Source organism: Streptomyces sp. NPDC090022, from assembly GCF_044748145.1.
GTDB lineage: Bacteria > Actinomycetota > Actinomycetes > Streptomycetales > Streptomycetaceae > Streptomyces.
The window spans coordinates 590,650-608,261 of record NZ_JBIVFN010000002.1; the positions used below are offsets into that span (position 1 = coordinate 590,650).

Genomic DNA, 17,612 nt, shown 5'->3' on the forward strand with positions numbered 1-17,612 from the left:
GCGTCAAGTCTGCCCGTTCCCGCCGACATTCAGGGGGCCGGGCGGCCCGGCCGCCGCTGACGGGGACGCCGACCGGTGCCACAGGCGGGCCCGGTCCGGCTCGGTCAGGTCGTCCAGTGCGCGGCCGAAGACGTGTGCGATGACCTCGTCCAGCTCCTCCCGCGAACCCAGCTCCCGCTTGTCCGTGTGCCAGCCCTCCGGCCCGCCGCGGCCCGTGGCGCGGCTCAGGGTGCGCCCGCGCAGGGCGTCGACGCCGTCCCGGTGCCGGCGCAGCAGGGCCAGGGTGCGGACGAAGCCGGAGTCCTCGGCGGTGGAGAGCCGGACGTGTTCGGCGGCGAAGTCGGCCATCGTGGCCGGGGCGGAGCGGAAGTCGACCACCGGGCACGGTCCGCCCTCGTTGTGGAAGGTCCAGCCCCCTCCGTCGGACAGCGGCGCCATGCGGTACGTGAACCCGCCCTGGCGGTAGGTCCCTTCGCGCAGCGGCAGCGGTTCGTAGGGGCCGTCGCCGAGTCCGGTGTCCACGAAGTACGCCGTCCCGTCCACCCGGACGGTCAGCACCAGGTGGTTTCCGTTGACCTGCGCGGCCGTGCGCTCCGCCCCGGTGTCCGCGTCGCCGCCGCACACACCGCCGATGTGACGCGTGACGTCGTACCCCAGGGCCTCCAGCAGCAGCGCGAACGCGCCGTTGAGGTGGAAGCAGTACCCGCCCCGCCCGGCGGCGATGCGGCGCGCCGATCCGACCGGGTCGATGCCCGGCGGCCGGCCCAGCTGGATGTCGATGTTCTCGTACGGGACCCGCTCCAGATGGGCCCGCTGGAGGGCGAACAGCCCGGCGCGGGACGGCGCTCCCGGATTCCCGGTCCCCAGCCGGCGCAGGTAGGCGGACAGCAGCGCTGCGCGTGTCGTCGCGGTCATGGGCCAGCCTAGGCACGGCCCCGCCCGGACGCGCCGGGAAACCGCCCCGGCCCGCGCCTACTTGTCGATGTCGCCCACGACGAAGAAGAGCGAACCGAGGATCGCCACCATGTCCGCCACCAGCGTGCCGGGCAGCAGTTCCGTGAGCGCCTGGATGTTGTTGAAGGACGCGGAGCGCAGCTTGAGCCGGTACGGGGTCTTCTCGCCCTTGGAGACGAGGTAGTAGCCGTTGATCCCGAGCGGGTTCTCGGTCCACGCGTACGTGTGGCCCTCCGGCGCCTTCAGCACCTTCGGCAGCCGCTGGTTGACCGGGCCGGGCGGCAGCTCGGCCATCCGGTCCAGGCAGGCGTCGGCGAGGTCGAGCGCGTTGTGGGTCTGGTCGAGCAGGCACTCGAAGCGGGCCAGGCAGTCGCCCTCCTCGCGGGTGACCACCTTCAGTACGTCGGCCAGCTCGCCGTACGCGAGGTACGGCTCGTCCCGGCGCAGGTCGAAGTCGACGCCCGAGGCGCGGGCGATCGGCCCGGAGACGCCGTACGCGTGCACGGCCTCGGCGGAGAGCACGCCGACGCCGCGCGTGCGGCCGCGGAAGATCTCGTTGCCGTGGACCAGCTTGTCGTAGACGTCCATGCGGGAGCGGACGTCGGCGACGGCGGCGCGGGCCCGGCCGAGCCAGCCGGCCGGGAGGTCCTCCTTGAGGCCGCCGACCCGGTTGAACATGTAGTGCATCCGGCCGCCGGAGATCTCCTCCATGACGGCCTGGAGCTCCTCGCGCTCGCGGAACGCGTGGAAGATCGGGGTGATTCCACCCAGTTCGAGGGGGTACGACCCGAGGAACATCAGGTGGTTCAGCACCCGGTTCAGCTCGGCGAGCAGCGTGCGCATCCACACCGCGCGCTCGGGGACCTCCATGCCCAGCATCCGCTCGACGGCCATGACCACGCCGAGCTCGTTGGAGAAGGCGGACAGCCAGTCGTGGCGGTTCGCCAGCATGATGATCTGACGGTAGTCGCGCGCCTCGAAGAGTTTCTCGGCACCACGGTGCATGTATCCGATCACCGGCTCGGCGCTGGTGATCCGCTCGCCGTCCAGGACGAGCCGCAGGCGCAGCACGCCGTGCGTGGAAGGGTGCTGGGGGCCGATGTTGAGCACCATGTCGGTGCTCTCCGCCGCACCGCCGATGCCGACCGTGGTCTCCGTCATGGCCGCATTGTCCCACCCCGACGCCTGATCTCGTCCTTTGGTCTCTACAGGCGGATCGGACCGGCACCTAGGGTGGAGGGATGGATACGGGGACGGGCGCGAGCGCGCGGTTCGAGGCGGCGGAGGCGGCGGACGGGCCGCGGTGGGTGGGGCTGCCCGGCGGTCTGCTCACGATGCGCCGGCTGCTGCTGGTGGTGTGGATGACCGTGCTGGCGGTGGTCACCGGTGTGCTGCTCGGCGCGTTCGTCGGGCCGGCGTGGGCGGCGCTGGGCCTGTTCTGGGTGGCGGTGCTGTTCTGGGGCTGGGTGCTGCTCGCCCGCAACTGGCGCTCGTGGCGGTACGCCGAGCGCGCCGACGACCTGCTGATCAGCCGGGGCGTGCTGTGGCGGGAGCAGACGGTCGTGCCCTACGGGCGGATGCAGCTGGTCGAGGTGACCTCCGGGCCGCTGGAACGGCGCTTCGGGCTGGCCTCCGTACAGCTGCACACGGCGGCCGCCGCGAGCGACGCCCGCATCCCGGGCCTGGTCCCGGCCGAGGCCGAGCGGCTGCGCGACCGGCTGACGGAGCTGGGCGAGGCAAGGTCGGCGGGCCTGTGACCACGGCGCACGACCCGGCGCACGACCCGGCGCAGGACCCGGCCCGGGACCCGGCCCGGGACCCGGACCCGGCCTCGGGTCCGCCCCCGGACCCGACCCCGGCCGCGGACCCGACCCCGATGCCGGACCCGACCCCGATGCCGGACCCGGCTTCCGACCCGGCCGCGGCCCCAGCTGCCGTGCCCGGGCCGTCGGCGGAGCGGCGGCTGCACCCCTTCACCCCGCTGCGGCGCGCCTGGGTCCCGATCAGCATCGGCATCGGCATCGTCGCCCAGCAGGGCGAGCGGGCCCAGGAGTGGGCGCGCGGCGTGGGCAGCGGTCTCGGCGCGCTGATCCTGGCCGCCCTGGTCCTGGTGGCCGGCGTGTACGGGTTCCTGAGCTGGCGGTTCACCTCCTACGCCGTCACGGCCACCGAGCTGCGGATCCGCACCGGGCTGGTGTTCCGGCGCACCGCGCACATCCGGCTGGACCGGCTCCAGGCGGTGGACGTCACCCAGCCGCTGGTGGCCCGGATCGTCGGCGTCGCCAAGCTCAAGCTGGACGTGATCGGCACCGAGGAGAAGGACGAGCTGGCCTTCCTGGGCGAGGCGGAGGCCCGGGAGCTGCGCGCGGAGCTGCTCGCACGGGCGGCCGGCTTCGCCCCGGAGGAGGCGGCCTCGGTCGGCGAGGCGCCCGTACGCACCCTGCTGCGGCTGCCGGCCGGACAGCTGGTGACCTCGCTGGCGCTGAGCCTGGGCACGTGGGCGGCGCTGGCGGCCGGACTGGTCGTGCCGCCGCTGGTGTGGTGGTTCAGCGACAGCCTGTGGGCGGCGCTGGCGATCCTGGTGCCGGTTCTCGGCGGCGTCTGGGCGGGCAGCGTCGGCCGCTTCCTGACCGAGTACGACTGGACGGTCGCCGAGTCCCCGGACGGTCTGCGCCTGGACCACGGGCTGCTGGACCGCTCCCACGAGACGGTGCCGCCGGGGCGGGTGCAGACCGTACGGATCGTGGAGCCGCTGCTGTGGCGGCGGCGCGGCTGGGTCCGGGTGGAGCTGGCGGTGGCCGGCTCGGACAACAACGTGCTGGTGCCGGTGGCGGCGCGCGCCGACGCGTACGCCGTGATCGCGCGCGTCCTGCCGGACGTGGACGTGGCGGCGCTGGCCTTCGCGCCCTCGCCCGAGCGCGGGTCGCGCTGGGTGGTGCCGGTGTGGTGGAAGGGCTACGGCCTGGCCCTGTCGGACCAGGTCTTCGCGGCGCGCCACGGGCGGCTGTGCCGGCGTACGCAGATCGTGCCGCACGCGAAGGTGCAGAGCGTACGTCTGTCGCAGGGGCCCTGGGAGCGGGCCCGGGGCGTGGCCGACCTCCACGTGGACACGGGGGCCAACGGGACGGTCACCGCGCGGCTGCGCGGGGCGGCCGAGGCCGTGGAACTGCTGTGGGCGCAGGCCGACCGGTCCCGTACGGGGCGCGCGGACGCCCGGCCGGACCGCTGGATGACGTGACGTCCGGAACGCGCGGGGCGCCGGGGTCAACCGAACGGGTCCGTCCGGCCGTCTGGTGGGATGAGACGGTGCGGACGCCGGACGCCGGACGCGCGTGAGCCGTGGCACGCAGTAAGGAGAGAACAGTGCTGATCAGGGGGAACGAGGCCGAGGCGATCGCGCTGACGGAGGCGCTGGCGGCGGACCGCGGGGTGCCGGGCCGGCTGGTCCTGCCCGCGGACCCGGCGGCCGCCGGGCACCTGCGCGAGTGGGTGGCGGGCGGCACCGGTGGCGGGCTGGACGTGATCGGGCTCGACCTCGGCGGCGCGGAACTGGCCGGCGGGGACTTCTCCTCGTCGTGGTTCATGGACGCCCGGCTGGTCGAGGTCCGGCTGGCCGGGGCGTCGTTCTACCGGGCCGACCTCCAGGGCGCGGACCTGACGCGGGCCGACCTGAGCGGGGCGTGCCTGGTCCGGGCGAACCTCGACGACGCGGTGCTGCGGGACTGCGTGCTGGCCGGGGCGGATCTGGCGAAGGCCTCGCTGTACGGCGTGGACGCGCGCGGCGCGTCCTGCCGGGGCACGCGCTTCCAGGGCGCGTCCCTGCTGGACGTGGACCTGCGGGGGGCGGATCTGCGCGGGGCGGAGGTCCGGGAGAACACGTTCCAGGTGCGGGTGGACGAGCGCACGCGGCTGAAGGGGCTGACGGGGTCGGTGTTCGGTCCGGTGGAGGTGACGACGGCCGCCGGCACGCACCGGCTGTCGGGGTCGGCCCTGGAGGAGTGGCTCCACGCCCACGGCGCAAAGGTCCAGGTCCTCCAACCGGCAGGCACGGCCCCCGCCCCGACGGACGGCTAAGCCCCCGGCCCCGGCGGCCCCGGGCCCACGGCCCGGTGGGCCCGGCGCTCGGTATCCGCCGACCCGGGCGCTTCGCGCCGGGTGCGCTCAATCGCCGCGCGGGCTGGATATGTGCCCGGTGGTCCGGGGCCCGCGCGGGTTGGATGTGTGCCCGGTGGGCTCAGCAGCGAACCGGCCGGGCTCGACCCGGCCCCGCCGGCGTTTGGGTGCAGGGCCTGGGGCCCGGCCTATCCAGCCCCGCCGGCGTTTGAGGCGCGGGGGTGCGGGGGCGGAGCCCCCGGAACGGGGCCCGGCCGGGGTCGCGCGAGCTCACGCGGTCCGCCGGCGTTCAGGGCGCAGGGCCTGGGGCCAGCGCTATCCAGCCCCGCCGGCGTTTGAGGCGCGGGGGTGCGGGGGCGGAGCCCCCGGAAGGGGCGCGTGGCCGGGGTCGCGCCAGCCCACGCGGCCCCGTCGGCGTCTGGGCGCAGGGCCTGGGGGCGGCCCCGTCCAGCCTCGTCGGCGTTTGAGGCGCGGGGGAGTGGGGGCCGGCCCCCGGAGCCCCGCGTCCGTGGGGTTACGCCTGGCCGCCGCCGCCCGCGCGGACCATGCCCGTTTCGTACGCCAGGACGACCACCTGGACGCGGTCGCGCAGGCCCAGCTTGGTCAGGATGCGGCCCACGTGGGTCTTCACCGTGGCCTCCGAGAGGACCAGACGCGCGGCGATCTCGCCGTTCGAGAGGCCCTGGGCGACCAGGAGCATGACCTCGCGCTCGCGGTCCGTGAGGCGCTCCAGTTCCTTGTGCTGCGGCTCCGCCGTCGTCGTCGGCAGCATCGGGGCAAAACGGTCCAGCAGCCGCCGCGTCGTGGACGGCGCCACCACCGCGTCGCCGCTGTGGACCGAGCGGATCGCGGCCAGCAGCTCCGCCGGCGGCACGTCCTTGAGCATGAATCCGCTCGCGCCCGCCTTCAGGCCCGAGAAGGCGTACTCGTCCAGGTCGAACGTGGTCAGGATGATGACCTTCGGGTGCTCCTCCGGCTCGCAGATCCGCCGCGTGGCCTCGACCCCGTCGAGCCGGGGCATCCGGACGTCCATCAGCACCACGTCGACCTTGGTCGCCCGCAGCACCTCCAGAGCCTCCAGGCCGTCGCCGGCCTCGGCGACGACCTCCATGTCCGGCTGGGCGGCGAGCACCATCCGGAAGCCCGTGCGCAGCAGCATCTGGTCGTCGACCAGCATCACTCGGATGGACATCAGTTACCTCGACCTCGTCGTCATTTCTTCTTGAGCGGGAGAAGTGCGCTGATCCGGAAACCGCCGCCGGGCCGCGGCCCGGCGTCCAGGGTCCCGCCGACCATACCGACCCGCTCCCGCATGCCGATCAGGCCGTGCCCGGCGCCGTCGGCGCCGCCGTCCTCGTACAGTTCGTGCGCCGCCCCCCGGCCGTCGTCCTCGACCAGCAGCCCGAGGCCGTCGTCGAAGTAGACCAGCCGGACGCTCGCCCGCGCGTCGGGCCCCCCGTGCTTGCGGGTGTTCGTCAGCGCCTCCTGCACGATCCGGTACGCCGTGAGCTCGACGCCGCTGGGCAGCTGGCGCGGGGCGCCCTCGACGGTGAAGTCGACCGAGAGCCCGGAGCTGCGGACCTGCTCGACGAGGACCTCGATCTGCTCGACGTCGGGCTGCGGGACGTAGTCCTCGGACTCCTGCGGTTCGCCGGTGCGCAGCACGCCCAGCAGGCGGCGCATCTCGGCGAGCGCCTGCCGCCCGGTGCCGGAGATGGTCTGCAGGGCCTCCTTGGCCTGCTCGGGGGCCACGTCCATGACGTACGCGGCGCCGTCGGCCTGGACGACCATCACCGAGACGTTGTGCGCGACGACGTCGTGCAGTTCGCGGGCGATCCGGGCGCGCTCGGCCGCGACGGCCACCTTGGCCTGGGCCTCGCGCTCCTTCTCCAGCCGCTGATTGCGCTCGATGAGCTGGGCGTAGTACGCCCGGCGGGTGCGCAGGGAGTCGCCCAGCACCCAGGCGAGGGCGAACGGCACCATCATGAACACCACGAACAGGGCTTCCTCGACGCTGCTGGCGCTCTTGTCCACGGGGAAACGCAGGAAGTACAGCGGCGACGCGGCCAGGCCGACGCCGAGCGCGGTGCGCGAGAGCCGGCGCGGGACGTCGGCGGCGGCCACCGTGTAGAGGATCACCAGCATCGCGAAGTCGCCGAAGTGCGCCGGGACGGACAGCAGCAGCTGGTAGCAGCCGCTGGCCACGGCCACCCAGAACATCGTCATGGTCCACCGGCGGCGCAGGGCGACGACGGCCGTCATGCCGAGCACGGAGGGGACGGCGATCAGCCGCTCGCGGGCGGTGTCCACGCTTCCGGCGACCTGCAGCATGGAGATCCCGAAGAGCATCACAGCCCAGAAGCTGTCGACGCCCGTCGGGTGTCTGCGGAGGAAGTCGTAGAGGCGCTGCACGTAACCCAGAGTAGGGAAGGGGGATAGGTGCTGGAGTCAACCACAGGGGCGATCCGGGCGGAGGGGGACTACTCCCCAAGGTGGAGGGTGAGCTTAGCCTTCTGGGGATGAACGCTGTGGAAGACGTGGGTGACGGGGCCCTGCCGGTCCGCTGGGGCGAGGCGATGGAGGCCGCGCTGTACGGCCCCGGGGGCTTCTACGTGCGCCCGGGCGGGCCCGGGCCGGCCGGGCATTTCCGCACGTCGGTGCATGCGTCGCCGCTGTACGCGGGGGCGGTGGCCCGGCTGCTGCGGTGGGTGGACGGGCAGCTCGGCCACCCGGAGGGGCTGGACCTGGTCGACGTCGGCGCCGGGCGCGGTGAGCTGGTCGCCGGGGTGCTGCGGGCGTTGCCCGTGGAGGTGGCGGTGCGGGTGCGGCCGTACGCGGTGGAGCGGGCCGCGCGCCCGGAGGGCCTGGATCCGCGGATCCGGTGGGTGGCGCGGCCGCCCGAGGGCATGACGGGGCTGCTGTTCGCCAACGAGTGGCTGGACAACGTACCGCTCGACGTCGCCGAGGACGGCCGCTACGTGCTGGTGGGCCGCGACGGCACGGAGTCCGTGGGCGGGCCGGTGTCGCCGGCCGACCGGGCGTGGCTGGAGCGGTGGTGGCCGGGGCCGGGCCGGCGGGAGATCGGCCGGCCGCGGGACGAGGCCTGGCGGCGGGCGGTCGCCGGCGTGGACCGGGGGCTGGCGGTCGCCGTGGACTACGCGCACACCGCCGCGGACCGGCCCGCGTTCGGCACGCTGACGGGGTTCCGGGCGGGCCGTGAGGTGCCGCCGGTGCCGGACGGTACGTGCGATGTGACCGCTCACGTGGCCCTGGACGCGTGCGCCGGGCCCGGCGCGGTACTGCTGACCCAGCGCGCGGCGCTCGGCGCCCTCGGGGTCTCGGGCGCCCGGCCGCCGCTGGCGCTGGCCTCGTCGGACCCGGCGGCGTACGTCAGGGCGCTCGCGTCGGCGGGCGAGGCGGCGGAACTGACGGCGCGCGGCGGGCTCGGCGACTTCCGCTGGCTCGCCGAGCCGGTGGGCCTGCCGGCCTGGCCGGAGCCGGGGGCAGGGCCGGGGCCGGCGGCGCCTTCCGTGTGACGCCGGAGGGCCGGGTCCCCCGGGCGGGGGACCCGGCCCTCCGGGTCACATCGGATCGGCGAGGCAGTACGTCACTGCGTCTCGTGGTCGTGGCCGTCGTGCAGACCGCCGCCGCTGCCGGAGCCGTCGGACGGCTGCGAGGTCACCGGCTGCGACAGCGGGGCCAGGTCGTACGCGTAGTGGCCCACCGCGTTGGCGATGATGTCGACGTTGATGTCGAGCGCCTTCTGGTCGATGTTCGCGAGGGTGTCACCGGCGCCGTGGTAGTTCACGTCGTACGCGACACCCGCCTGGCCGCCGAACTTCGCCGCCTGCGCCTCGGTCTTGATGCCCTCGGCGCCGGTGAAGGTGCCGCCCGACGGGATGCCGACCGCGATGAACGGCCCGTAGTCGGAGCGACCGCTGAAGTCCGTGCCCTCGTGCGGGATGTTCCTGGAGTCGAGGAAGTCGGTGATGCCCCGCTCCAGCTGGGCGGAGCCCTCCGGGCCGGGACCCGCGCCGACGCCGTCGGAGTCGTCGCCGTCGTAGACGAAGTACGCGGCGTTCGGCGAGGCGATCATGTCGAAGTTCAGGTAGAGCTTGATCTTCTTCTTCTGGTCGTCCGTCAGCGACGCGACGTACGCCTCGGAGCCGAGCAGGCCGAACTCCTCCGCCGACCACCAGGCGAACTTGACCTTGTTCTTGATCTTCTTCTGGTCGCCCGCGAGCCGCTGGGCGACCTGGAGGATGCCCGCCGAGCCGGAGCCGTTGTCGTTGATGCCCGGGCCGTCCGCCACCGAGTCCAGGTGCGCGCCGAGGAAGACGGTGTTGTTCTCGTCGCCGCCCTTGGTCTCCGCCACGACGTTGTACGTCGTGCGGTTCTCGCGCAGTTCCCGGATGTCGAGGGTGACCTCGACCGGTCCGGCGGTGGCCTCGGCGGCCAGCTTCTCGCCGTCCTCCTGGGTGATGCCGCCGGTCGGGATCTTGCCGGCGGCCGGGTCGCCGAGGGTGCCGTTGAGGGCGCCCGCGGTGTTGTTGTAGATGACCGCGCCGACCGCGCCGGCCGCCGCCGCGTTCTGCTGCTTGACGGCGAAGGTGCAGCCGCCGCGCTTGACCAGCGCGATCTTGCCCGTGAACGCGCCGGCGGCGAAGTCGCCGGGCTCGCAGCCGTTGGTGCCGTCGGCGTCCACCGGGGCGGCGGCGACCTGCGCGGTCACGCCTCCCTCGGGGCTGCTGGCGGTGTACGTCATCAGCTTGACCGGGACGTCCCGGCCGCCCGCGCCGTTGACCGACAGCTTTTCGGCGAGCGTCTCGACGTAGACGAAATCGAATTCGTGCCGGCTGACGTTGTAGCCGGCCGCCTTCATGACCGCCTCGACGTACTGCGCCGACTGCACGTGGCCCTTCGAACCGGCCACGCGGGTGCTGTTGTTGTAGTCCGCGATGGACTGGAAGACCTTGAGGTGGTTGTACGCCCCCTTGCCCGTGGCGTCCTTGACGAGTTTCCTGGCCAGCGCGTCACCCTTCGCGGCGTCGCTCTGCGGGCTTCCGGTGGCACCGGCCGGTCCGGCGAGCAGCAGCGGTGAGACAAGGGCCGCGGCGGCCAGGGCGGCGACTGCGGCTATACGGCGAGAGGGCATGAAGGTCCTTTCACGACAGAGCAGACATGAGCAGGCGTGCGGACGTGCAGACGCGGTGTGCGCCGTGGGGCGGAACGGTGGACGCACGTTAAGCAGCCAGAGGCCACTCTCGCCAGAGTTTTCACTGATTCCGGTTTATGAATTCCGTATATCGGTAAGCGCGAAAGGGCGAGAACCGGACAACCGGGCAACCGGGCAACCGGGCAACCGGACTGCCGGACCGCTCGGGGCGCTCGGGGCGCTCGGGGCGCGCCGGGTCAGCGGAGTATGCCCTCTATGAAGTCCGAGCCGATCCGCGCGACCGCCGTCAGGTCCAACTGGTGCTGGACGTAACGCCCGCGGCGCCGCGTGTGCAGCAGCCCGGCTCTGCGCATCACCGTCAGGTGCCGGGACACCTCGGGTGCGGTGATCCCGTGCACGGTGGCCAGCTCGCTGGTGGTGTACGGCGCCCGTGCGAGGCTGCGGCACAGCATCATCCGCAGGGGGTGGGCCAGCGCCTCCATCCGGCGCTGGAGCAGTTCCACCGAGCCCGGCTCCCTGGCCAGTTCGGGGAGCGCCAGCGGATAGTGCACCACCGGCCGCCAGCCGGGCGCGTGCAGCACCAGCAGGTGCGGCCAGCCGAAGTGCGTGGGTATGAAGACCAGCCCCTCGCCGACGGCCGGATCGGTGGCCGTGGCCGTCCCGTTGACCATCTTGTCGACGGTGATCCGGGTCCGGGCCTCGTCCACGGACAGGGCCGGGGAGATCTCCCTGAGCAGGGCCGGCAGGCCCTTGCGGCGCAGCACCTGCGTCTTGTGGCGGGCGTCGGCGCTCTGCTCCGGCTCGATGCGGCGCCAGGTCTCGGCGAAGAAGGCCTCGTCGCAGTCCTCGATCAGGGTCCGCAGCCAGCGCCGTACGGCGGTGGGGTCGTCCAGGAGCCGGATGGAGAACTCCAGTTGGCGCGGGCCGCGCGCGGCGGCCGTCTCCAGGGCCTTGGCGCGGGCCGCGGGGTCCTTGAGCGGGTGCGGGCCGCCGCCCTCGTTGTAGAGGGCGAGCCAGCAGTGCTCCAGCGCGGCCATCACGAACCGCTCGTCGTCGAGGCGGTCCAGTACGTCGAGTTCCGCGGTGAGGGTCGTGGCGGGCAGCCCGCTGCCACCGGGCACGCCGGCGAACGGCATGAACACGTCCGCGAAGGATGCGCGCCACATGAAGTCCGCGTCCAGCAGCCGGTCCGCGAGGCACGGATCGAGGGCGGCGGAGGTGGCGGAGGCCCAGGTGGTGAGCCCGGGGTGGTGGGCGGGCTGGGACAGCGCGTGCAGGGCCATGCAGAGCTCGGCGAGGGGCGAGGGCGCGATGGCGATCCGCTCCTCGCCCAGCCCGGCGATGTCGATGCTCACACTCATGGGTCCATCTTCACCGGCGCGCTGTCCGCCCGGCCGCCCGGGGTGCGCCGCGCGGGTGGGCGCACTGCGCTGAACAGGGGGTTCGCCGGTCGATTGACGGGGGCCGTCAATCGACGGGCGGGGCGGCGCGGACGGGTCCAGTGTGGAGACATGACCGCGATCGAGCAGTACCTCATCGACACGTACCGGTCCGCGCAGCACGAGGACCCGCCGCCGCCCCCGCCGGGGCGCGACGACGTCGCCGTGCTGCGGGCGGCCCGCTCGTACGGCCAGTTCCAGGCCGTGCTGGAGGGGCGCCCGGCCAACCACCCGTGGCGAGCGGCCCTCCGCCGACTCCTCGCCCGCCACCGCACCTGCCAGTGACCCCGGCGCCCGCCGCCCGTGGGACCCGGCCGGGGGAGACGCCCGGACCCCGCGGGCCGGCGCCGGACCGCGGGCCACGGCCCCGGGCCCATGCCACCGGCCCCGTGCCACGCGATCCCGGGCACCGTCTACGCGCGGCCTGCGGCCTGCGGCCTGCGGCCTGCGGGCCCAGTGGTTTTGCCGTCAGTTACGCCGTCACGCGGGCCACGAAGTCGGCGGTTGCCGTGGCGACGTCCGCCGGGGTCCAGGACAGGCCGTCCGAGGTGATCGTCAGTTCCGTCACCGCCAGTCCCGGCGGGCTGTCCGGCGACCAGGTACGGAACAGGCATGTGCCGGTCTCCTCGGCCTGCCGCACGGCTGCCCAGGTCAGCCGGTCCGGCTCGTACGGCAGCCAGACCTGGAACTGATGGGTCTGCGGAACCTCCGGGTTGATCCGGAACCACGGCACGGCCGAGGCCTCGAGCGCCTGGGCGAGGGCCGCCGCGACCACGCGGGCCTGCGCCACGTACGACGGCAGCCGCGGCAGTTCCCGGTCCAGCCCGGCCAGCGCCGACAGCACCTGCGGGAACTGGCGGAAGACCTGGCCGCCGTAGCGGTGCCGCCAGACGCGCGCCTCCTCCACCAGCGCTACCGGACCGGCCAGCGCCGCGCCGCTCAGCCCGCCCAGCGACTTGTAGAAGGAGACGTAGACCGAGTCGGCCAGGCCCGCGATCTCCGGCAGCGGCCGGCCGAAGTGGACGGTGGTCTCCCACAGCCGCGCGCCGTCGAAATGGACCACCGCGTCCCGGTCCCGGGCCGCCTCGACCAGCTCCGTCAGTTCTTCCCAGGACGGCAGCAGGAAGCCGGCGTCGCGCAGCGGCAGCTCCAGCATCAGCGTCCCGAAGGGCTCCGCCAGGCCCCGGACCTCCTCGGCGGTCGGCTGGCGCGGCGCGGTCGTCGGGTGCACCGTGCGCAGCCCGGAGACCGCCGACAGCGCGCCGCCCTCCCACCGCTCCGGGTGGCTCATCGGATGCAGCGCCACCACCGGGTTGCCGGTGCGGCCCGCCCAGCAGCGCAGCGCGATCTGCTGGGCCATGGTCCCGGACGGGAAGTACGCCGCGTCCTCCGCACCCAGCAGCTCCGCCACGCGCTGCTCCAGCCGGGCCACGACGCCGTCGCCGTAGACGTCCGCCGGTCCGGCCGCCAGGTCCTCGGGCAGGCCGTCCGCGAACCCCGCCAGCAGCTCCCCGACGCTCGCCTCCCGCACCCCGCGCGTCAGCCGCCGCCGGGCCGCCCGCCAGGCGGCGACCGCCCGCGCGTCCCGGTCCTCGTCCTCCCCGTCGGCCCTGTCGGCCCTGTCAGACCCGTCAGCCTCTGCCGCCCCGGACACCTCGACAGCGCCCCCCGCCGACACGGCCCCGGGCACCCCAGACACCCCCGGTTTCCCGGAGGTACCAGGCCCCCGTGCCGTCCCTGGCATCCCTTCCGCCCCGGGCACCCGCGCCGCCTCTGCCGTCTCGGTTGCCACCGGCATCCCTGGCGTCTCGGCCGCCACCGCTGCCTCTGGCGTCCCTGCAGCCTCCGGTGTCCCGGCCGCCCCGGCCGCCATGGGTGTCCCGGCCGCCACGGGCCTCCCCGCCGCCTCCGCCATCCCCGTCACGTCCCGTGCGTCCCCCGGGTGCCGGCCCTGGCGCGGGCCCACGCGCCGGCCCTGGTGCTGCCCCGGATTGCGGTCGTTCTCGTCGCTCATGGCACCGATCATGGCCCGCGCCACGCGGGCAGGGCCACGGGGCTAGCATGGCGACGTATCGTCCGGTACCCCCCGCGGACTGGAACGGAAGGCCCGCCCCGCGTGAACCCAACACAGCAGCCCCGCCCCGCCCGGCTGACCGTCGGCGTCGTCGGCGCAGGCCGCGTCGGCCCGGCGCTCGCGCGTGCGCTCCAGCTCACCGGGCACCGCCCCGTCGCCGTGTCCGGCGTCTCCGACGCCTCCGTACGGCGGGCCTCGGACATGCTGCCCGACGTCCCCCTCGTGCCGCCCGCCCAGGTGCTGGCGCTCGCCGACCTGGTCCTGCTGACCGTGCCCGACGACGCGCTGCCCGGCCTGGTCCAGGGGCTCGCCGAGACCGGCGCGGTCCGCCCCGGGCAGCTGATCGTGCACACCTCCGGCCGGTACGGGGCCGGCGTGCTCGACCCCGCCCGCCGGGCCGGCGCGCTGCCGCTCGCGCTGCACCCCGCCATGACCTTCACCGGCACGATGGTCGACGTGCAGCGGCTGGTCGGCTGCTCCTTCGGCGTCACCGCCCCCGACGAGCTCCGGCTGGCCGCCGAGGCGCTGGTCATCGAGATGGGCGGCGAGCCCGAGTGGATCGCCGAGGACGCGCGTCCGCTCTACCACGCGGCCCTCGCCCTCGGCGCGAACCACCTGGTCACCCTGGTCGCCCAGGCCATGGAACTGCTGCGCACCGCCGGGGTCGAGCACCCCGACCGGATGCTCGGCCCGCTGCTCGGCGCGGCCCTCGACAACGCCCTGCGCTCCGGCGACGCGGCCCTGACCGGCCCGGTCGCCCGCGGCGACGCCGGTACGGTCGCCGCGCACGTCGCCGAGCTGCGCCGGCACGCCCCCGGCACGGTCGCCGGCTACCTCGCCATGGCCCGCGGCACCGCCGACCGCGCCCTCGCGCACGGGCTGCTCAAGCCGGAGCTGGCCGAGGACCTCCTCGGCGTCCTCGCCGACGACGGCGACACCAGCCCGGGCGGCCCGGGCGGCACCGGCGGCCCGGGCGGCACCGGCGGCACCACCCCCGGCACCGGCGGCCCCGGCACCGGTCCCGCCCCCACCGACGAAGGAACCCCGGGAGGGGAACGATGACGGACCTGCTGTCCACCGCCGAGGCGCTGCACAAGCTGCCGCGCAGCGGCGGCCCCCGCGCCGTCGTCATGACCATGGGCGCGCTGCACGAGGGCCACGCCACCCTCGTCCGTACCGCCCGCGAGCGGGCCGGCGCCGACGGCCAGGTCGTCGTCACCGTCTTCGTCAACCCCCTCCAGTTCGGGGCCGACGAGGACCTCGACCGCTACCCGCGCACCCTCGACGCCGACCTCGCGCTCGCCGAAGCGGCCGGCGCGGACGTGGTGTTCGCGCCGTCCGTCGACGAGGTCTACCCGGGCGGCGAACCGCAGGTACGGGTCTCCGCGGGCCCCATGGGCACCCGGCTGGAGGGCGCCACCCGCCCCGGCCACTTCGACGGCATGCTCACCGTCGTCGCCAAGCTGCTCCACCTCACCCGGCCCGACGTGGCGTTCTTCGGACAGAAGGACGCGCAGCAACTCGCCCTGATCCGGCGGATGGTGACCGACCTGAACTTCCCCGTGGAGATCGCCGGCGTGGCCACCGTCCGGGAGGACGACGGGCTCGCGCTGTCCAGCCGCAACCGCTACCTCTCGGACGGGGAGCGGCGTACCGCCCTGGCCCTGTCCCGCGCCCTGTTCGCCGGCCGCGACCGGCTCGCCGCGCAGTCCGCGCTCGCGGCCCGCGCCGAGGCCACCGCCGCGCCCGCGGACGACAGCCGGGCCGACGGGCTGGCCAAGCTCGGCGAGGCCCGCGCCTCCGCCGACGCGCACGCCGTCTCGGTCGCCGGCTCCGGCCTGCCCGACGCCGTACGGGCCGCCGCCCGGCACGTCCTGGAGGAGGCCGGGCGGGCGACCCCGCCGCTGGCCCTGGACTACCTGGCGCTGGTGGATCCCGCGGACTTCACCGACGTGGGCCCCGCCTTCGCGGGCGAGGCCGTGCTGGCCGTCGCCGCGAAGGTCGGCACGACCCGGCTGATCGACAACATCCCATTGGACTTCGGAGCACACTCGTGACCACCTCAGGCAGCGCCACCGCCACCGGTACCGACGCCGGCACCGGCACCGGCACCGGCACCGGAAGCGGCGTGGCGGCCGGTACGGGCATACGGCTGCACGCCCCCGCCCCCGGCTGGGCCCTGGACGCCGACGTCGTGGTCGTCGGCTCCGGCGTCGCGGGCCTGACGGCCGCGCTGCGCTGCGCGGCGGCGGGCCGCCGTACCGTCGTGGTCACCAAGGCCCGGCTCGACGACGGCTCCACCCGCTGGGCGCAGGGCGGTATCGCCGCCGCGCTCGGCGAGGGCGACACCCCCGAACAGCACCTGGACGACACCCTGGTGGCGGGCGCGGGCCTGTGCGACGAGGCGGCCGTACGGCTGCTGGTGACCGAGGGCCCCGACGCCGTACGCCGCCTCATCGCGACCGGCGCGGTCTTCGACACCTCGGCCGAGACCGGCGAGATCGAGCTGACCCGCGAGGGCGGCCACCACCGCCGCCGGATCGCGCACGCCGGCGGCGACGCCACCGGCGCCGAGATCAGCCGGGCGCTGGTCGAGGCCGTCCACGCGGCCGGCATCGAGACCGTCGAGAACGCGCTCGTCCTGGACCTGCTCCAGGACGCCGAGGGCCGTACCGCCGGCGTCACCCTGCACGTGATGGGCGAGGGCCAGCACGACGGCGTCGGCGCGGTGCACGCGCCCGCCGTGGTCCTGGCGACCGGCGGCATGGGGCAGGTCTTCTCCGCGACCACCAACCCGTCGGTGTCCACCGGCGACGGCGTGGCCCTCGCGCTGCGCGCCGGCGCCGAGGTCTCCGACCTGGAGTTCGTCCAGTTCCACCCGACGGTGCTCTTCCTCGGGCCGGACGCCGAGGGCCAGCAGCCGCTGGTCTCGGAGGCCGTGCGCGGCGAGGGCGCCCACCTCGTCGACGGCGACGGCGTGCGCTTCATGCTCGGGCAGCACGAGCTGGCCGAGCTGGCACCGCGCGACATCGTCGCCAAGGGCATCATGCGCCGTATGCAGGAGCAGGGCGCCCAGCACATGTACCTGGACGCCCGGCACTTCGGCGCCGCGATGTGGGAGCAGCGCTTCCCGACCATCCTCGCCGCCTGCCGCGCCCACGGCATCGACCCGGTGACCGAGCCGATCCCGGTCGCGCCCGCCGCGCACTACGCGTCCGGCGGCGTCCGTACCGACCTGCACGGCCGCACCACGGTGCCCGGCCTGTACGCGTGCGGCGAGGTCGCCTGCACCGGCGTGCACGGCGCGAACCGGCTGGCCTCCAACTCCCTCCTGGAGGGCCTGGTCTTCGCCGAGCGGATCGCCGCCGACATCGCCGCGCGGCCGCCGGCCGGCAGCGGCCCGGGCATACCGGTACCCGCCACCGGTCCGCTGCAGCCCGCCGAGGCGCGCTTCGAGGTCCAGCGGATCATGACGGACGGCGCGGGCGTGCTGCGGTCCGCCGGCTCCCTGCGGGCGGCAGCCGAGGCCCTGGAGGACCTGTACGCGGCCGCCCTGACCGATCTGGAGACGCACGGCAAGACCGCCGAACCGGGTGTGGACACCTGGGAGGCCACCAACCTGCTGTGCGTGGCCCGGGTCCTGGTCGCCGCCGCCCTGCGGCGCGAGGAGACCCGCGGCTGCCACTGGCGCGAGGACCACCCCGACCGCGACGACGCGGACTGGCGCCGTCACCTGGTCGTCCGGCTGTCGTCGACGCGCCGGCGCGCCCTGGTCGTCACCCCCACCGCCGGCGCGGACCTCCCGTCCGTCCGCCATCCGCTTCGGACCGCCGAGTCCCCGAGCCAGGAGCAGTAA

At 74.8% G+C, this 17,612-nt stretch carries 15 protein-coding genes; 8 read left to right on the top strand and 7 right to left on the bottom strand.

Translation table 11 applies throughout. The features are described from left to right. Positions 1-3: 3 nt before the first annotated feature. A complete protein-coding gene (locus tag ACIPXB_RS07335; RefSeq protein ID WP_401445636.1) occupies positions 4-915 on the bottom strand; it encodes an arylamine N-acetyltransferase in 912 nt (303 codons plus the stop codon). Positions 916-972: 57 nt separating this feature from the next. Continuing rightward, positions 973-2,115 (bottom strand): NADH-quinone oxidoreductase subunit D, encoded by a 1,143-nt coding sequence (locus ACIPXB_RS07340; protein WP_401445639.1) that lies wholly within the window; start codon positions 2,113-2,115, stop codon positions 973-975. Positions 2,116-2,195: 80 nt separating this feature from the next. Between ACIPXB_RS07340 and ACIPXB_RS07345 the strand changes: the two genes are divergently transcribed. The 3 genes from ACIPXB_RS07345 (at position 2,196) to ACIPXB_RS07355 (ending at position 5,028) form a co-directional block, all read left to right on the top strand. Next, on the top strand, positions 2,196-2,711 hold the full coding sequence (locus ACIPXB_RS07345; protein WP_401445641.1) for a PH domain-containing protein: 516 nt from the start codon (positions 2,196-2,198) through the stop codon (positions 2,709-2,711). Then, positions 2,708-4,192, top strand: a complete 1,485-nt coding sequence (locus tag ACIPXB_RS07350) for a PH domain-containing protein (protein ID WP_401445643.1) — start codon at positions 2,708-2,710, stop codon at positions 4,190-4,192. Before ACIPXB_RS07345 ends, ACIPXB_RS07350 begins: the two co-directional genes overlap by 4 nt. A gap of 125 nt (positions 4,193-4,317) precedes the next feature. Further along, on the top strand, positions 4,318-5,028 hold the full coding sequence (locus tag ACIPXB_RS07355) for a pentapeptide repeat-containing protein (RefSeq protein WP_401445645.1): 711 nt from the start codon (positions 4,318-4,320) through the stop codon (positions 5,026-5,028). A 553-nt stretch (positions 5,029-5,581) separates the two neighbouring features. On the opposite strand, the gene ACIPXB_RS07360 is transcribed toward ACIPXB_RS07355, so the two are convergent. Together ACIPXB_RS07360 and ACIPXB_RS07365 are read right to left on the bottom strand one after the other, a co-directional pair. Continuing rightward, a complete protein-coding gene (locus tag ACIPXB_RS07360; protein WP_401445647.1) occupies positions 5,582-6,259 on the bottom strand; it encodes a response regulator in 678 nt (225 codons plus the stop codon). Positions 6,260-6,279: 20 nt separating this feature from the next. Continuing rightward, on the bottom strand, positions 6,280-7,479 hold the full coding sequence (locus ACIPXB_RS07365; protein WP_401445649.1) for a sensor histidine kinase: 1,200 nt from the start codon (positions 7,477-7,479) through the stop codon (positions 6,280-6,282). Positions 7,480-7,586: 107 nt separating this feature from the next. Here ACIPXB_RS07365 and ACIPXB_RS07370 point away from each other — a divergent pair, with 107 nt between their 5' ends. Beyond that, positions 7,587-8,603, top strand: a complete 1,017-nt coding sequence (locus tag ACIPXB_RS07370; RefSeq protein WP_401445651.1) for an SAM-dependent methyltransferase — start codon at positions 7,587-7,589, stop codon at positions 8,601-8,603. Between the two features lie 71 nt (positions 8,604-8,674). On the opposite strand, the gene ACIPXB_RS07375 is transcribed toward ACIPXB_RS07370, so the two are convergent. Continuing rightward, on the bottom strand, positions 8,675-10,222 hold the full coding sequence (locus ACIPXB_RS07375) for a M28 family metallopeptidase (RefSeq protein WP_401445653.1): 1,548 nt from the start codon (positions 10,220-10,222) through the stop codon (positions 8,675-8,677). A gap of 257 nt (positions 10,223-10,479) precedes the next feature. Then, complete coding sequence (locus ACIPXB_RS07380; RefSeq protein WP_401445655.1) at positions 10,480-11,604, bottom strand: DUF5937 family protein; 1,125 nt, start codon at positions 11,602-11,604, stop codon at positions 10,480-10,482. Positions 11,605-11,754: 150 nt separating this feature from the next. On the opposite strand from ACIPXB_RS07380, the gene ACIPXB_RS07385 reads away from it, so the two are divergent. Further along, positions 11,755-11,967, top strand: a complete 213-nt coding sequence (locus ACIPXB_RS07385) for a hypothetical protein (RefSeq protein WP_401445657.1) — start codon at positions 11,755-11,757, stop codon at positions 11,965-11,967. Positions 11,968-12,154: 187 nt separating this feature from the next. Here the strand turns inward: ACIPXB_RS07385 and ACIPXB_RS07390 are convergent, their stop codons facing one another. Next, complete coding sequence (locus ACIPXB_RS07390; RefSeq protein WP_401445659.1) at positions 12,155-13,336, bottom strand: threonine aldolase family protein; 1,182 nt, start codon at positions 13,334-13,336, stop codon at positions 12,155-12,157. 462 nt (positions 13,337-13,798) lie between these two features. On the opposite strand from ACIPXB_RS07390, the gene ACIPXB_RS07395 reads away from it, so the two are divergent. The 3 genes from ACIPXB_RS07395 to ACIPXB_RS07405 all read left to right on the top strand — a co-directional run bounded on the left by ACIPXB_RS07395 (position 13,799) and on the right by ACIPXB_RS07405 (position 17,612). After that, positions 13,799-14,818 carry a Rossmann-like and DUF2520 domain-containing protein gene (locus tag ACIPXB_RS07395; RefSeq protein WP_401445662.1) on the top strand — a complete coding sequence of 340 codons (1,020 nt, stop codon included), beginning with the start codon at positions 13,799-13,801 and terminating at the stop codon, positions 14,816-14,818. Continuing rightward, positions 14,815-15,813, top strand: a complete 999-nt coding sequence (gene panC, locus ACIPXB_RS07400) for a pantoate--beta-alanine ligase (protein ID WP_401445663.1) — start codon at positions 14,815-14,817, stop codon at positions 15,811-15,813. Before ACIPXB_RS07395 ends, panC begins: the two co-directional genes overlap by 4 nt. Before the next feature lie 71 nt (positions 15,814-15,884). After that, the gene (locus tag ACIPXB_RS07405) at positions 15,885-17,612 is read left to right on the top strand and encodes an L-aspartate oxidase (protein WP_401445844.1); all 1,728 of its coding nucleotides are present in this window, start codon (positions 15,885-15,887) and stop codon (positions 17,610-17,612) included.

Coding starts and splice junctions, on each gene's coding strand:
- ACIPXB_RS07340 (WP_401445639.1), bottom strand. CDS start 2,115: ATGACGGAGACCACGGTCGGCATCGGCGGTGCGGCGGAGAGCACCGAC.
- panC (WP_401445663.1), top strand. CDS start 14,815: ATGACGGACCTGCTGTCCACCGCCGAGGCGCTGCACAAGCTGCCGCGC.
- ACIPXB_RS07335 (WP_401445636.1), bottom strand. CDS start 915: ATGACCGCGACGACACGCGCAGCGCTGCTGTCCGCCTACCTGCGCCGG.
- ACIPXB_RS07380 (WP_401445655.1), bottom strand. CDS start 11,604: ATGAGTGTGAGCATCGACATCGCCGGGCTGGGCGAGGAGCGGATCGCC.
- ACIPXB_RS07370 (WP_401445651.1), top strand. CDS start 7,587: ATGAACGCTGTGGAAGACGTGGGTGACGGGGCCCTGCCGGTCCGCTGG.
- ACIPXB_RS07385 (WP_401445657.1), top strand. CDS start 11,755: ATGACCGCGATCGAGCAGTACCTCATCGACACGTACCGGTCCGCGCAG.
- ACIPXB_RS07345 (WP_401445641.1), top strand. CDS start 2,196: ATGGATACGGGGACGGGCGCGAGCGCGCGGTTCGAGGCGGCGGAGGCG.
- ACIPXB_RS07360 (WP_401445647.1), bottom strand. CDS start 6,259: ATGTCCATCCGAGTGATGCTGGTCGACGACCAGATGCTGCTGCGCACG.
- ACIPXB_RS07375 (WP_401445653.1), bottom strand. CDS start 10,222: ATGCCCTCTCGCCGTATAGCCGCAGTCGCCGCCCTGGCCGCCGCGGCC.